The sequence below is a fragment of the Cupriavidus sp. 22TCCZM01-5 genome, assembly GCF_057798915.1.
Genome location: NZ_JBYOJR010000029.1, coordinates 57,219 through 71,443, shown reverse-complemented (window position 1 = coordinate 71,443; position 14,225 = coordinate 57,219). Strand labels below are relative to the sequence as shown.

The following is a 14,225-nucleotide window of genomic DNA, read 5'->3' as shown; positions in this document are numbered from 1 at the left end:
TGTCGGCCCCAGTCCAACTGACCGGCCAGTCTTCCGCTCCATGAACCGCATCGCCATCGGCCTTCACTACGACGGTGCCGCCTTTTCCGGCTGGCAGTCGCAGCCGCATCGCAACACCGTGCAGGATCACCTCGAGGACGCTATCGAGCGTTTCGCAGGTGTGCGCTTGCTTACCACCGTGGCCGGTCGTACCGATGCCGGCGTGCACGCGCTGGGCCAGGTGATCCATCTCGACACCACGCTGGATCGCGAGATGTTCTCGTGGGTGCGGGGCATCAACGCTTTCCTGCCTCCATCGATCGCGCTGCAATGGGCGCGCCCCGTCGACGAAGGGTTCCATGCCCGTTTCCTGGCGTTCGAGCGCATGTACTACTACGCGCTCTACACCGGGCCGCACCGTGTGCCGCTCGCCCATGGCCGGGCCGGCTATCTGATGCTGCCACCGGGCCGCCGACTCGATGTGGAGGCCATGCGCGCCGCCTCGCGCTGCCTGCTGGGCGAGCATGATTTCTCGTCGTTCCGCGCGGCCGAGTGCCAGGCCAAATCGCCGGTCAAGACCATGTACGACGTAACGCTGAAGGCGGACGGCAACTGGGTCTTTGCGCGCTTTCGCGCCAGCGCCTTCCTGCATCACATGGTGCGCAACCTGATGGGTTGCCTGGTGGCAGTGGGGCGCGGGCGTTACCCGGCGGAATGGCTGGCCGAAGTGCTGGCCAGCCGCGACCGCCGCCTGGCCGCGCCGACATTCATGCCCGATGGCCTTTACCTGGCCGACGTGAAGTATCCTGAGGCTTTCCAGATTCCGGCGGCCGACCCGTCCGCCAGCCTGTTCCACGGAGTGTTTCCCAATGACGCGGCCTGAGCGCGCCGATGCGGCGGTTGCGGCCCGCACCCGCATCAAGATCTGCGGCCTCACGCGCGAGGAAGACGTGCGCGCCGCGGTTGACGCGGGCGCCGATGCGATCGGGCTGGTGTTCTACCCGCCGAGCCCTCGCTACGTGGACCTGGCCCGGGCCGCGGAACTCGCCGAAGCCGCCGGGCCGTTCGTGTCGGTGGTCGGCCTGTTCGTCAATGCGGACATGGAGGAAGTGGCTCATGTGGCCGAGCGTGTGCCGCTCACGCTGCTCCAGTTCCATGGCGACGAGACCCCGCAGTACTGTACCCAGACCGCCCAGCGCTGCCGCCTGCCTTTTCTGCGCGCGGCGCGTGTGCGCCCGGGTCTCGATTTGATAGAATTCGCCAGTCAATACCGCGATGCCGCCGGCTTGCTGCTCGACGCCTTTGTCGAAGGCTACGGCGGTGGCGGCCACGTCTTCGACTGGACCCTGATTCCCCCGGCATGGCTCGCTTCCAACCATCCGTCCACCGGCAACCCGAACGCAAGCGACGCTCCTCGCATCGTTTTGAGTGGTGGGTTGAACGCGCAAAACGTCGCTGGCGCGATTGAACGCGTGCGGCCCTACGCTGTTGACGTCAGCAGTGGTGTCGAGGCCGCCAAGGGCGTGAAAGACCACGCCCGCATTGCCGCGTTCGTGCGCGCTGTCCGCAGTGCCGAGGCAGGATGAGCAGGGCCGCAAAGACCGGCACCTGGACCATGCTTCCGGCGGCCCGCTGGCCGCGCCACCCGCATCGCAGTCACAATTTGCGCCCTTGCCTGCGTGAGGCAAGGCCGCTGACCTGAAGAGCCCAGACATGTACGACCTGCCCGATTCCCGTGGCCATTTCGGCCCTTATGGTGGCACCTTCGTCTCCGAGACGCTGGTCCACGCGCTCGACGAGCTGCGCGAGGCCTATGCCCATTACCAGAAAGACGCCGATTTCGACGCCGAATTCCGCCGCGAACTGAAGCACTTCGTCGGCCGTCCGTCGCCGATCTACCACGCCCAGCGCTGGAGCGAGCTGCTCGGCGGCGCGCAGGTCTACCTCAAGCGCGAGGATTTGAACCACACCGGCGCCCACAAGATCAACAACGTGATCGGCCAGGCGCTGCTGGCCAAGCGCATGGGCAAGAAGCGCGTGATCGCCGAGACCGGCGCCGGCCAGCACGGCGTGGCCACGGCCACGATTGCGGCGCGCTTCGGCATGGAGTGCGTGGTCTACATGGGCTCCGAGGACGTCAAGCGCCAGGCCGCCAACGTCTACCGCATGAAGCTGCTGGGCGCCACCGTGGTGCCGGTGGAAAGCGGCTCGCGCACGCTCAAGGACGCGCTCAACGAAGCGATGCGCGACTGGGTGACCAACGTCGAGACCACCTTCTACATCATCGGCACGGTTGCCGGCCCGCATCCGTATCCGATGATGGTGCGCGATTTCCAGTGCGTGATCGGCGAGGAAGCCAAGGTGCAGATGCCCGAAATGACCGGGCGCCAGCCGGATGCGGTGATCGCCTGCGTGGGCGGCGGCTCCAATGCGATGGGCATCTTCTACCCGTACATCGAGCACAAGGACGTGCAGCTGATCGGCGTGGAAGCCGCCGGCGATGGCCTGGACACCGGCCGTCATGCGGCCTCGCTGACCGGTGGCACGCCGGGCGTGCTGCACGGCAACCGGACCTACCTGCTGCAGGACGAGAACGGCCAGATTATCGAGACGCACTCGGTATCGGCCGGCCTGGACTATCCGGGCGTGGGTCCCGAGCATGCCTGGCTCAAGGACACCGGCCGCGCGCAGTATGTACCGATCACCGATGAAGAGGCGCTCAAGGCCTTCCATGACTGCTGCCGCATCGAGGGCATCATCCCGGCGCTGGAGTCGAGCCACGCCATCGCCTACGCGTGCAAGCTGGCGCCGACGCTGCCCAAGGACAAGCTGCTGCTGGTGAACCTGTCGGGCCGCGGCGACAAGGACATGCACACCGTGGCCGAACGCTCGGGGCTCAAGCTCTGATGCGCGCGCTGCCACCTTCCGCACCGTCGGAACTGGCCCTGGGCGGGGCTTCGGACCTGCCCGGCGCGCCGGACGCACCCGCGCTGCAGCTGTTCCAGGAGGACATGTTCGAAGGCATTGCACGCCTGCCGGACGGTTCGGTCGACCTCATCGTCGCCGATCCGCCCTACGGGCTGGGCAAGGACTACGGCAACGATTCCGACCTGCTCTCGGGCCAGGCCTACCTGGAGTGGTCCGAGCGCTGGATGGATGCCGTCTGCCCCAAGCTGTCGCCGAAGGGCACGCTGTACCTGTTCTGCACCTGGCAGTACTCGCCCGAGCTGTTCGTGATGCTCAAGCGCCGCCTGACCATGATCAACGAGATCATCTGGGACCGCCGCGTGCCGAGCATGGGGGGCACCACGCGCAAGTACTCGTCGGTGCACGACAATATCGGCTTCTTTGCCAAGGCGCGCGACTATTACTTCGACCTGGACCCGGTGCGCATTCCGTATGACCCCGAGACCAAGAAGGCGCGCAGCCGCCCGCGTTTCGAAGGCAAGAAGTGGCTCGAGATGGGCTACAACCCCAAGGACCTGTGGAGCATCTCGCGCATCCACCGGCAGGATCCGGAGCGCGCCAACCATCCCACGCAGAAGCCGCTGGAGATCGTCGAGCGCATGGTGCTGTCGAGCTGCCCGCCGGGCGGCCTGGTGCTGGATCCGTTCGCCGGCAGCGGCACGACCGCCGTGGCGTGCCTGCGCCACGGGCGGCGCTTCGCGGGCTTCGAGATCAACCCCGAGTATGTCGAGGTGGCGCGCGGACGCGTGGCAGCGGCTGTGCAACTGGCCAGGTCCGAGGCGGACCCCATCCCGAACCCGAGCCCAACATCGCCGGCTGCCAATGACGAGGATTCGTCGGCGCAGCGGCCTCACCTGATTCCCTGATATGTCCCGCATCCAGAAGACATTCGCGGCGCTGGCCGCGCAGAACAAGAAGGGCCTGATTCCGTTCATCACCGCAGGCGACCCGGAGCCCGGGCTGACCGTGGAACTGATGCACGCGCTCGTCGCCGGCGGCGCCGACGTGATCGAGCTGGGCGTGCCGTTCTCCGACCCGATGGCCGATGGCCCTGTGATCCAGCGCGCTTCGGAGCGTGCCCTGGCCAATGGCGTGTCGCTCACGCAGGTGCTGCAGTGGGTGCGAGAATTCCGCCAGACCGATGCCGACACGCCGGTCGTGCTGATGGGCTATGCCAACCCGATCGAGCGCATGGGCGAAGCGGCCTTTTCGCAGGCCGCACGCGAGGCCGGTGTAGATGGCGTGCTGGTGGTCGACTATCCTCCCGAGGAGTGCGAGTCGTTCGCCGCGCTGATGCGCGACAACGGCATCGATCCGATCTTCCTGCTGGCGCCGACTTCCACCGACGACCGCATCGCGGCCGTGGGCAAGGTGGCGAGCGGCTATGTCTACTACGTCTCGCTCAAGGGCGTGACCGGTTCGGCCACACTGGACCTGGACAGCGTGGCGGCGCGCATGCCGCTGATCAAGCAGCATGTGAACCTGCCTGTTGGCGTGGGCTTCGGCATCCGCGATGCGCAGACCGCCCGGGCCATCAGCGGTGTGTCCGATGCAGTGGTGATTGGCAGCCGGCTGGTGCAACTGCTCGAAGATGCGCCGCGCGACCAGGCGGTCGCATCGCTGCGCTCGTTCATCGCCGGGATTCGCCAGGCACTGGACGCCTGAAGTGATGATTAATCGGCCTAAAAACCGTTGAAAAGTGCCGAAGCGTGCGCGCGGTGTGCGTTCTGCTTCGGCCGAACCTTGCCGGCGTGGTAAATTCGCAGCTTGATTCCCTGCCGTTCCCTCCGGTTTCACCGGATCGATGCGTAGCGCAAGCCGAACGGCAGCCATCCGAAAGGAGCTTTCATGAGCTGGTTGGATAAACTCCTGCCCCCCAAGATTCAACAGACCGACCCCCGTACCCGCAAGGGCATTCCCGAGGGGCTGTGGGTCAAGTGCCCGTCGTGCGAGTCCACCCTGTACCGGACCGACGTCGAGGCCAACCTGCACGTCTGCCCGAAGTGCGACCACCACATGCGCATCAGCGCGCGCGCGCGCCTGGACGCGCTGCTCGACGCCGAGGGCCGCTACGAGATCGGCCAGGAGATCGTGCCGGTCGACGCGCTCAAGTTCAAGGACAGCAAGAAGTACCCCGATCGCATCAAGGCCGCCATGGATGACACCGGCGAGACCGATGCGATGGTCGTGATGGGTGGTGCGATCCACACCATCCCGGTGGTGGCGAGCTGCTTCGAGTTCGAGTTCATGGGCGGCTCGATGGGCTCCGTGGTCGGCGAGCGCTTCGTGCGCGGCGCCCAGGCCGCGCTGGAGCAGAAGGTGCCGTTCATCTGCTTTACCGCCACGGGCGGTGCGCGCATGCAGGAAAGCCTGCTGTCGCTGCTGCAGATGGCCAAGACCACGGCCATGCTGAACCAGCTCTCCGCATCCAAGCTGCCGTTCATCAGCGTGCTTACCGATCCCACCATGGGCGGCGTGTCCGCGAGCTTCGCGTTCCTGGGCGACGTGGTGATCGCCGAACCGAAGGCGCTGGTCGGCTTTGCCGGCCCGCGCGTGATCGAGCAGACGGTGCGCGAAAAGCTGCCGGAAGGCTTCCAGCGGTCGGAATTCCTGCTGCAGAAGGGCGCCATCGACATGATCGTCGACCGCCGCAAGCTGCGCGCCGAGCTGGCGCAGCTGCTGGCGCTGCTGCAGAAGCAGCCGGCGGACGCGGTCGCGTAGGACCGCGACGGTGGTACAAGCAAGGGCGCGGGCGGTTGACGCGCCTTTTGCTTTTGCTGGCGCCGCCGCGCCAACAGCGAGCTTGACTTTCGGGCCGGCTGGCCAAATCTAGTAGCAAAGCTTTTTCACCCCCTCATGCCTGTCTTCCACACCCTTCCCGAATGGCTTGCCCATCTCGAAACCGCCCATCCCGTGGGCATCGACATGGGCCTGACCCGTATCACGCGCGTCAAGGAAGCGCTGGGCCTGCGTATTGATGCCGTGGTGTTCACGGTCGGCGGCACTAATGGCAAGGGCTCGACTTGCGCCATGCTGGAGCGCATCCTGCTGGAAGCGGGCTACAAGGTGGGCTGCCATACGTCGCCGCACCTGGTGTCGTTCAACGAGCGCGCCCGCATCAATGGCGAGTTCGCCACGGACGCCCAGCTGCTGCCGCACTTCGAGGCGGTGGAACGTGCCCGCACGAGCTTTGCCGATCCGGTCAGCCTGACGTACTTCGAGTTCACCACGCTCGCGATCATCCACATGTTCGCGGCGGCCGGGCTGGATGCCATGGTGCTCGAAGTGGGGCTGGGCGGGCGGCTCGATGCCGTCAACGTGATCGATACGGACTGCGCGGTCGTCACCAGCGTCGATATCGATCACACGCAGTACCTGGGCGACACGCGCGAGAAGATCGGCTTCGAGAAGGCCGGCATCTTCCGTCCGGGCGTGCCGGCGATCTGCGGCGACCCGGTGCCACCGCAGTCGCTGGTGGACCATGCCGAGACGATCGGCGCCGACCTGTGGCTGGTCGGGCGCGATTTCCGGCACCAGGCCGCCAAGGGGCAGGAACGCCAGCAGTGGGAGTGGAGCGGGCGCGAGCGCAAGCTCAACGGCCTGGGCTATCCGGCGCTGCGCGGCGCCAACCAGTTGCTGAATGCATCGGCGGCGCTGGCTGCGCTGCAGGCGATGCGTTCGCGACTGCCTGTGAGCGCCCAGGAAGTGCGCAACGGCCTGGCGTTCGTGGAACTGCCGGGGCGCTTCCAGGTACTGCCTGGACGTCCGGCCGTGATCCTGGACGTGGCGCATAACCCGCATGCGGCGGCCACGCTCGGGCAGAACCTGGAGAACATGGGCTTCTTCCGCTACACCTACGCGGTCTTCGGCGCCATGCAGGACAAGGACATTGCGGGTGTGCTGAGCCAGGTGGCCGACAAGATCGACCACTGGTGCCTGTGCGATCTGCCGACCGAGCGCGCCGCCTCTGCCGCCGACTTGCTGCAGAAGCTGGAAGAGGGTGGTTTCCAGCCCGGGCCGGATGCCACGGCTGCCTGCTTTTCCAGCCCGGAGGCGGCTTACAGGGATGCCATCGAGAGAGCGACCGAGAATGATAGAATTCTGGTCTTCGGATCGTTCTATACCGTTGCCGGCGTGATGGCTTACCGCGCCACGCAGGCAAACTAGCCAGCAAACCAGCGGTACCGCCGCCGGTACGACCACGTGATAGCGCGGCGGTCGTGCGGCAACCGAGCGACAAACCAGCGGTCGACACCGACGCAAACGGACGGCCGCCGCACCGAACCAATCTATGGGCCTGCTTTCGCTGTTTTCTTCCCGCAAGGGCAACGACCCGGCACCCGAGCGTACGCGCCGCCAGCGTACCGACCCTGGTGCGGGCATCGCCTCGTCGCGCCGGCTGGCGGAGGAATATGCCGATGACACGCTGGATCCAGAATTTCCCCAGAAGCAGCGCGCACGCCGCCGCCTGATCGGCGCCGTGGTGCTGGTGGTGGCCGCGGTCATCGTGCTGCCGATCATCTTTGAGACCAAGCCGCGTCCGGTGTCCGAGGACGTGTCGGTCAAGGTGGCGGGCGGGCAGGGCACGCAGAAGCCGAAGGTCGAGGCGCGCAAGGCGGATCCTCTGCCGCCGGCCCCGCAGTCCCAGCAGGCCCGCGGCGACAGCGCCGAAGCGCTCGATGCCGGCGAGGAACTGGTGAGCACGCCGGCCAAGCCTGCCGCCGTGGCGGACAAGCCCTCTGCCCGCGCGGAAACCAGGCCCGCCGAGAGCAAGACGGCGGATGCCAAGCCGCAAGGCAGCGGCAAGTACCTGATCCTGATCGGCGCCTTCTCTTCGGAAGAGCGGGCGAAGAACTGGCTGGCCAAGCTCAAGGCGAGCAAGGTGCCGGCGTATGTGGAAAAGAAAGTCCTGGCCGATGGCGAGCGTATCCTGCTGCGCGCGGGCCCCTTCAGTGACCGCGATGCCGCCGATGCCGCCGACAAGCGCGTGCGCGCGGCCGGTCTGACTTCGAAGGTGGTGGAACAGTGAGCCCGCGCGGCCGCGCGTGACGCGGCCCGCTTGCAACGATGCAGCCGACTTTCTTCGACTACGCTGTCGTCTTCATCCTGCTCGCTTCCGGCCTGATCGGCGTGCTGCGCGGACTGGTCCGCGAGGTGCTGTCGCTGATCGGCTGGGTCGTGGCGTTCTGGGTTGCCTACCGTTTCGGCGGCGTGGCCGCCGGCTGGATGCCGCAGTCGCTGCCCGGCGGCGAGATCGCGCGTCATGCGCTCGGTTTCGTCACCTTGCTGATCGGCACCGTGATCGGTGCGGCGCTGGCGGGCACGGTGATCGGCCAGTTGCTGGAAAGCACCGGGCTGAAGCCGGCGGACCGCGGCCTGGGGCTGGTGTTCGGGCTGCTGCGTGGCGGGCTGCTCGTGATGCTGCTGGTGACGCTGGCCGGATTGACGAAATTGCCGGAAGAGGAATTCTGGCGCGACGCGGTGAGCCGCCCCTATGTGATGCAGGCCATGGAATCGCTCAAGCCATGGCTGCCACCGGAGCTGGCGAAATACGTCAAGACATGACACTGAGGCCCGGCAGCCATGCCTGGCCGGTACGAAACGCAGGCCTTGTCCTAAGGACCGGGCTGCGCCCCTGAATCAAAGCCTTTCCTGGGAGCTTGGCATGTGCGGTATCGTCGGCGTGGTCTCAACCTCGCCTGTCAACCAACTGATTTACGACAGCCTGCTGTTGTTGCAACACCGCGGACAGGATGCTGCCGGCATCGCCACCGCCAACGGCAGTACCTTCCACATGCACAAGGCCAACGGCCTCGTGCGCGACGTGTTCCGCACGCGCAATATGCGTGGCCTGCCGGGCACGGCCGGCATCGGCCAGGTGCGCTACCCGACCGCGGGCTCGGCCTCCAGCGAGGAAGAGGCGCAGCCGTTCTACGTCAACGCGCCGTACGGCATCATCCTGGCGCACAACGGCAACCTGACCAACTGGCAGCAGCTGCGCGAAGAAATGTTCCGCCGCGATCGCCGCCACATCAACACGCACTCCGACACCGAAGTGCTGCTGAACGTGCTGGCTGACGAGCTGCAACGTGCCAGCCACGGCATGGCGCTTGATCCCGAAACGATCTTCACCGCCGTGGCCGGCATGCACCGCCGCGTGAAGGGTTCGTACGCGATTGCCGCGCAGATCGCCGACTATGGCATGCTGGCCGTGCGCGACCCGTTCGGCATCCGTCCGCTGTGCCTGGGCAGCATCGATACGCCCACCGGCAAGGAGTGGATGGTGGCGTCGGAGTCGGTGGCGCTCGAAGGCATCGGCTACCGCATGGAACGCGACGTCGCGCCGGGCGAGGCTATCTTCATCGACCTGGACGGCAAGCTGTACAGCAAGCAGTGCGCCGACAATCCGGAGCTCACGCCCTGCATTTTCGAGTACGTCTACCTGGCGCGCCCGGATTCATGCATCGATGGCGTGCCCGTCTATGATGCGCGCCTGCGCATGGGCGATTACCTGGCCGAGAAGATCCGCCAGGAAGTATCGGCCGGCGACATCGACGTGGTCATGCCGATTCCCGATTCCAGCCGCCCGGCGGCCATGCAGGTGGCCAACCGTCTGGGCGTGGGCTACCGCGAGGGCTTCTTCAAGAACCGCTACGTGGGCCGCACCTTCATCATGCCGGGCCAGGCCGTGCGCAAGAAGTCGGTGCGCCAGAAGCTCAACGCCATGGGCGTGGAGTTCAAGGGCAAGAACGTGCTGATCGTCGACGACTCGATCGTGCGCGGCACCACCTCGTTCGAGATCGTGCAGATGGCGCGCGACGCGGGCGCCAACAAGGTGATCTTCGCCTCGGCCGCTCCGCCGGTGAAGTACCCGAACGTGTACGGCATCGACATGCCGACGCGCAGCGAACTGGTGGCGCATGGCCGCACGCACGAAGAGATCGCGAAGATCATCGGCGCCGACAAGCTGGTATACCAGGACGTGGAAGCGATGAAGCAGGCCGTACGCGACATCAATCCCGCGCTGAAGGACTTCGACGCTTCATGCTTCGACGGCCGCTACATCACCGGCGATATCGACGAGGCCTACCTGGAGCGCCTGGAAACAGCGCGCAGCCAGGCCGACCGCGAAGGCACAGGCGATATGGAGCGCTCGCAACTGCACCTGCAGCGTTCGGGCGGCAACGAGTAAGCCGCGCCGGCCCCGCGTGCGTTGACGGATGCGGGGCCCGGCCGTAACATGGCCGGGCGTCGATTTGAAAGTCAGCTTGCGGACGCGGGTCCTGCCCGAAACAGCTAAAGAGATTGCCGTCAGGAGATAGCCGTCAGGAGATTGCCAAAGGGAAACAACCGGCTGCTGCCGCGCCGTCCCAGGGCTCCCAAGGCTCCCAAGGTATCCGCAGAACACGCAAGCCCGTCGATCCGACCACCCGATCGCACGGGCTTTTTTCATGGCCGGCCGCTTGCTGCCGGCTTGTTGGAACCACTGCATTCACGCGGGTACGACCGCGCCACCAGCATGAACGAACCGCTCAATCCTGAATCGCTTGGCATCGATACCCTCGGCGTGCGCGCCGGCACGCTGCGCAGCGAATACATGGAGCACTCCGAGGCGATGTACCTGACCTCGAGCTTCTGCTTCAACAGCGCCGCGGAAGCCGCCGAACGCTTCGCCAACTCGGAAGAGGGCTTCACCTATTCGCGCTTCACCAACCCCACGGTGTCGATGTTCCAGTCGCGCCTGGCGGCACTGGAAGGCGCGGAGTCCTGCATGGCGACCGCTTCGGGCATGAGCGCGATCCTGTCGGTGGTGATGTCGCTGCTGCAGGCGGGCGATCACCTGGTGAGCTCGCGCGCGATCTTCGGCTCGACCATGACGCTGTTCGGGAACATTTTCTCGAAGTTCGGCGTCGAGACCACCTTTGTCGATCCGGGCGACCTGAATGCATGGCGCGCGGCAGTGCGCCCGACCACGAAGATGTTCTTCCTGGAAACGCCGTCCAACCCGCTCACCGAAGTGGCCGACATTGCCGCCGTGGCCGAGATCGCGCACGATGCCCGTGCGCAGCTCGTCGTCGACAACTGCTTCTGTTCGCCGGCGCTGCAGCAGCCGATGAAGTTCGGCGCCGATATCGTGGTGCATTCGGCGACCAAGCATATCGACGGGCAGGGCCGCGTGCTCGGCGGTGCCGTAGTCGGTTCGCGCGACTTCATCATGGGCAAGGTATTCCCGTTCGTGCGTACCGCCGGCCCGACGCTGTCGGCGTTCAATGCCTGGGTGCTGCTCAAGGGCATGGAAACGCTGGCCATCCGCATGGAGCGGCATTCGGCCAACGCGCTCGCGCTGGCCGAATTCCTGGAATCGCACCCCGCCGTGGCGCGTGTATTCCACCCCGCGCTCAAGTCGCATCCGCAGCATGAGATCGCCATGCGCCAGCAGAGCGGCGGTGGCGCCATCGTGTCGTTCGAACTCAAGGGCGCCACGCCCGAGCAGCAGCGCGCGAATGCATGGCGCGTGATCGACAACACGCGGCTGTGCTCGATCACCGGCAACCTCGGCGACACGCGCACCACGATCACGCATCCGTACACGACCACGCACGCTCGCGTCACTCCCGAGGCCAAGGCGGCTGCGGGAGTTGGCGAAGGACTGATTCGACTGGCCGTGGGGCTGGAGTCGGTGGCCGACCTGAAGGCCGACCTGCTGCGCGGATTGGGCGAGTAAGACGAAGGCGCGGTGCCGGCTCAGGGTGTCTGGGCCGGTGTCTCGCTGTCGCTGCCGGCCACGGCCTTGACGCCGGCCTTGGTCACGTCATAGGTGGCTTCGACCGCCGTCGACGCAACGCTGACGGCGGCAGAACCCACCGTCGCCACGGTCGATACGGCAGCACTGCCAACGGCCACGGTTGCCCCGACGACGCTGCAACCTGCAAGTATCGCGCTGGCCAGGAGGGCGCCGGACAGGCGGACAGCCTGACGTGAAGATCGGGAAAAACCGGAAAACGAAAAAGGCATGCAGGATTGCCCGGCGGGCATATGGATAAGCGCCAGGTCAACGGGCCCGGGCAACCGGCCGCCCGCGTTTCTCAGCGCAGCAAGCGGCGCCGCAACAGTACCAGCGAAAGTACCAGCGCGACAATGGCGTAGGCGGCCAGCACGGCCAGATGCAGGCCGATGCTGTCAACCGGACGGCCCAGCATGAGCGGCCGGATCAGCGCCACCGCATGCGCCAGAGGCAGGACATTGGTGGCAGCCCGCGCACCGTCCGGCAATTGCTCCAGTGGAAAGAAAACGCCTGAGAGCAGCAGCATCGGCGTCATGACCAGCGTCTGGTAGAACATGAAGAAGTCATAGCCAGGGGCCAGCGCCGTCACGATCATCGCCAGGCTGGCGAAGGCGATGCCCGCGAGCACGATCACCGGCAGCGCCAGCAGCGCGCCCGGCATGTGCGCATAGCCGAGCGCGCCCGCCACCAGCATGATGGCCAGCCCCGACAGCACGGCCTTGCTGGCCGCCCACAGGATCTCCCCGAGCACCACGTCGCCGAGTGTCAGCGGCGCATGCATGATCGCCTCCCAGGTGCGCTGCACGTGCATGCGCGAGAACGCCGAGTACATCGACTCGAAGCTGGCCGACATCATCACGCTCGATGCCGTGGTGCCGGCCGCAAGGAAGGCGATGTACGAGACGCCATGCACCTGCCCGACCAGCAGGCCGAGCCCGAGGCCAAGGCCGAACAGGTAGATCATCGGGTCGGCCAGGTTGCCGATCATCGACGGGATGGCCAGCTTCTTCCACACCATGTAGTTGCGGTACCAGACCATCATCCAGTTGCGCAGGTTGCGCGGCAGCAGCGGCTGCGGATAGTGCTGGCGCAGTTCGGTGCCGCCGGCGCGGCCGCGGGCGTGGCCGGCCTCTGCGGTGGCCGCTTCCGGGCGCGGATCCTGTTCGCTCATCTCAGTCCCTCATCTCGCGGCCGGTCAGCTTGAGGAACACATCCTCGAGGTTGGCCGGCCGGTGCAGGTAACGTACGCCGCTCTTGCCGTGCAGGGCGGCCAGCAGCGGGGCGGGCTCGCGCACATAGCAGAAGAGCGTCTCGCCGCTCATCTCGGTACGCTCGGCCAGCGGTGTCAGGCTGTCGCGCAGCGTGTCCAGCTCATCGCCGTACACCTCGACCACGTCGCACCCGATCTGGCTGTCGATCAACTCGTGCGGCTTGCCTTCGGCAATCTTGCGGCCGCCGTCGATCACGCACAGGTAGTTGCACAGGCGCTCGGCCTCTTCCATGAAGTGCGTGGTCAGCAGGATGGTCTTGCCGCTGGCCATCAGCGACTTGAGCCGTTCCCAGATCAGGTGACGGGCCTGCGGGTCGAGCCCGGTGGTGGGCTCGTCCATGATCAGCAGGTCGGGGTCGTTGATCAGCGCGCGCGCCACGGTCAGGCGCCGGCGCATGCCGCCGGACAAGTCGCGCACCTGCGCATTGGCACGGCTCTCGAGCCGCGCGAATTCAAGCAGGGCCGGCACCCGCTGCTCGATCACCGCCGAGGACAGGCCGAAGTAACGGCCGAAGATGCGCAGGTTCTCGATGACCGAGAAATCCGGGTCGAGGTTGTCGAATTGCGGCACCACGCCCACGCGCATGCGTGCCTGCGGTGCGCGCTCGGGAATGGGCTCGCCGCAGAGCGTCAGCGAGCCGCCTGCCGGCGTGGTCAGGCCCAGCAGCAGCCGCAGCGTGGTGGTCTTGCCAGCACCGTTTGGCCCGAGCAGCCCGAAGCATTGGCCCCGGTGCACCTGCAGGTCCAGGTCGTTGACGACGACCGTATCACCATATTGCTTGCGCACCTTGCGCAACTCGAGGATGGCAGTCAAGGCAGGAAGACGGTTGGCGCGCCGGCGGGCGCAATATCCGTCATTATGCCGGTCATCGCCGCGCATGACCTGTGGTGCACTGCACTATGACCCGGGCGGCGCTTCAGGGCGGGTAACGCGAAATGTGGCGCATAAAGAAAGCGGCGCATAAAAAAACCGCCAGCATGCTGGCGGTTTTTTATGCGGTGCGAACCGAATCAGTAGAGCTTCTTCGGCAGCATCTGCATGCGCAGGCGCTTGCGCAGGCGCGCTTCGGCAGCCTTCTTCTTGCGCTTGCGCTCGGTCGTGGGCTTTTCGTAGGCGGTGCGGCTCTTCAGTTCGACGATCAGGCCAGTCTGCAGGATCGAGCGACGGAAGCGACGCATTGCAACTTCAACCGGCTCACCGGGTTTCAAGACGATCTTGGTCAA

At 66.2% G+C, this 14,225-nt stretch carries 15 protein-coding genes; 11 read left to right on the top strand and 4 right to left on the bottom strand.

All coding sequences use genetic code 11. From position 1 onward, the window contains the following. The first annotated feature begins 40 nt into the window (after positions 1 to 40). The 11 genes from truA (at position 41) to AC3FNH_RS23600 (ending at position 11,671) form a co-directional block, all read left to right on the top strand. Complete coding sequence (truA, locus tag AC3FNH_RS23650; RefSeq protein ID WP_488721760.1) at positions 41 to 862, top strand: tRNA pseudouridine(38-40) synthase TruA; 822 nt, start codon at positions 41 to 43, stop codon at positions 860 to 862. After that, complete coding sequence (locus tag AC3FNH_RS23645; RefSeq protein WP_488721759.1) at positions 849 to 1,565, top strand: phosphoribosylanthranilate isomerase; 717 nt, start codon at positions 849 to 851, stop codon at positions 1,563 to 1,565. The genes truA and AC3FNH_RS23645 overlap by 14 nt, the downstream gene beginning before the upstream one ends. Before the next feature lie 127 nt (positions 1,566 to 1,692). Beyond that, on the top strand, positions 1,693 to 2,886 hold the full coding sequence (gene trpB, locus AC3FNH_RS23640) for a tryptophan synthase subunit beta (protein ID WP_276099879.1): 1,194 nt from the start codon (positions 1,693 to 1,695) through the stop codon (positions 2,884 to 2,886). Beyond that, the gene (locus AC3FNH_RS23635) at positions 2,886 to 3,812 is read left to right on the top strand and encodes a DNA-methyltransferase (RefSeq protein ID WP_488721758.1); all 927 of its coding nucleotides are present in this window, start codon (positions 2,886 to 2,888) and stop codon (positions 3,810 to 3,812) included. Before trpB ends, AC3FNH_RS23635 begins: the two co-directional genes overlap by 1 nt. Position 3,813: 1 nt before the next feature. Then, a complete protein-coding gene (gene trpA, locus AC3FNH_RS23630; RefSeq protein WP_488721757.1) occupies positions 3,814 to 4,611 on the top strand; it encodes a tryptophan synthase subunit alpha in 798 nt (265 codons plus the stop codon). 183 nt (positions 4,612 to 4,794) lie between these two features. Beyond that, on the top strand, positions 4,795 to 5,667 hold the full coding sequence (accD, locus tag AC3FNH_RS23625; RefSeq protein ID WP_276099881.1) for an acetyl-CoA carboxylase, carboxyltransferase subunit beta: 873 nt from the start codon (positions 4,795 to 4,797) through the stop codon (positions 5,665 to 5,667). Between the two features lie 135 nt (positions 5,668 to 5,802). Beyond that, positions 5,803 to 7,113: a bifunctional tetrahydrofolate synthase/dihydrofolate synthase gene (gene folC, locus AC3FNH_RS23620; RefSeq protein ID WP_488721756.1), complete on the top strand. Its 1,311-nt coding sequence runs from the start codon at positions 5,803 to 5,805 to the stop codon at positions 7,111 to 7,113. Between the two features lie 124 nt (positions 7,114 to 7,237). Then, positions 7,238 to 7,975 (top strand): SPOR domain-containing protein, encoded by a 738-nt coding sequence (locus AC3FNH_RS23615; RefSeq protein ID WP_488721755.1) that lies wholly within the window; start codon positions 7,238 to 7,240, stop codon positions 7,973 to 7,975. A 38-nt stretch (positions 7,976 to 8,013) separates the two neighbouring features. Continuing rightward, positions 8,014 to 8,511 carry a CvpA family protein gene (locus AC3FNH_RS23610; protein WP_488721754.1) on the top strand — a complete coding sequence of 166 codons (498 nt, stop codon included), beginning with the start codon at positions 8,014 to 8,016 and terminating at the stop codon, positions 8,509 to 8,511. Between the two features lie 100 nt (positions 8,512 to 8,611). Then, positions 8,612 to 10,138, top strand: coding sequence for an amidophosphoribosyltransferase (gene purF / locus AC3FNH_RS23605; RefSeq protein WP_276099885.1), 1,527 nt, complete (start codon positions 8,612 to 8,614; stop codon positions 10,136 to 10,138). Positions 10,139 to 10,465: 327 nt separating this feature from the next. After that, the gene (locus AC3FNH_RS23600; protein ID WP_488721753.1) at positions 10,466 to 11,671 is read left to right on the top strand and encodes an O-succinylhomoserine sulfhydrylase; all 1,206 of its coding nucleotides are present in this window, start codon (positions 10,466 to 10,468) and stop codon (positions 11,669 to 11,671) included. Between the two features lie 20 nt (positions 11,672 to 11,691). Here the strand turns inward: AC3FNH_RS23600 and AC3FNH_RS23595 are convergent, their stop codons facing one another. The 4 genes from AC3FNH_RS23595 to rpsU form a co-directional block, all read right to left on the bottom strand. Further along, entirely contained in the window at positions 11,692 to 11,961 is a 270-nt protein-coding gene (locus AC3FNH_RS23595; protein ID WP_276099887.1) for a hypothetical protein, read from the bottom strand. Between the two features lie 71 nt (positions 11,962 to 12,032). Further along, positions 12,033 to 12,902, bottom strand: coding sequence for an ABC transporter permease (locus AC3FNH_RS23590; protein WP_488721752.1), 870 nt, complete (start codon positions 12,900 to 12,902; stop codon positions 12,033 to 12,035). A gap of 1 nt (position 12,903) precedes the next feature. Then, positions 12,904 to 13,815 (bottom strand): nodulation factor ABC transporter ATP-binding protein NodI, encoded by a 912-nt coding sequence (gene nodI / locus AC3FNH_RS23585; RefSeq protein ID WP_276099889.1) that lies wholly within the window; start codon positions 13,813 to 13,815, stop codon positions 12,904 to 12,906. A 197-nt stretch (positions 13,816 to 14,012) separates the two neighbouring features. Further along, the gene (rpsU, locus tag AC3FNH_RS23580; protein ID WP_066731027.1) at positions 14,013 to 14,225 is read right to left on the bottom strand and encodes a 30S ribosomal protein S21; all 213 of its coding nucleotides are present in this window, start codon (positions 14,223 to 14,225) and stop codon (positions 14,013 to 14,015) included.

Coding starts and splice junctions, on each gene's coding strand:
- truA (WP_488721760.1), top strand. CDS start 41: ATGAACCGCATCGCCATCGGCCTTCACTACGACGGTGCCGCCTTTTCC.
- AC3FNH_RS23645 (WP_488721759.1), top strand. CDS start 849: ATGACGCGGCCTGAGCGCGCCGATGCGGCGGTTGCGGCCCGCACCCGC.
- trpB (WP_276099879.1), top strand. CDS start 1,693: ATGTACGACCTGCCCGATTCCCGTGGCCATTTCGGCCCTTATGGTGGC.
- AC3FNH_RS23635 (WP_488721758.1), top strand. CDS start 2,886: ATGCGCGCGCTGCCACCTTCCGCACCGTCGGAACTGGCCCTGGGCGGG.
- trpA (WP_488721757.1), top strand. CDS start 3,814: ATGTCCCGCATCCAGAAGACATTCGCGGCGCTGGCCGCGCAGAACAAG.
- accD (WP_276099881.1), top strand. CDS start 4,795: ATGAGCTGGTTGGATAAACTCCTGCCCCCCAAGATTCAACAGACCGAC.
- folC (WP_488721756.1), top strand. CDS start 5,803: ATGCCTGTCTTCCACACCCTTCCCGAATGGCTTGCCCATCTCGAAACC.
- AC3FNH_RS23615 (WP_488721755.1), top strand. CDS start 7,238: ATGGGCCTGCTTTCGCTGTTTTCTTCCCGCAAGGGCAACGACCCGGCA.
- AC3FNH_RS23610 (WP_488721754.1), top strand. CDS start 8,014: ATGCAGCCGACTTTCTTCGACTACGCTGTCGTCTTCATCCTGCTCGCT.
- purF (WP_276099885.1), top strand. CDS start 8,612: ATGTGCGGTATCGTCGGCGTGGTCTCAACCTCGCCTGTCAACCAACTG.
- AC3FNH_RS23600 (WP_488721753.1), top strand. CDS start 10,466: ATGAACGAACCGCTCAATCCTGAATCGCTTGGCATCGATACCCTCGGC.
- AC3FNH_RS23595 (WP_276099887.1), bottom strand. CDS start 11,961: ATGCCTTTTTCGTTTTCCGGTTTTTCCCGATCTTCACGTCAGGCTGTC.
- AC3FNH_RS23590 (WP_488721752.1), bottom strand. CDS start 12,902: ATGAGCGAACAGGATCCGCGCCCGGAAGCGGCCACCGCAGAGGCCGGC.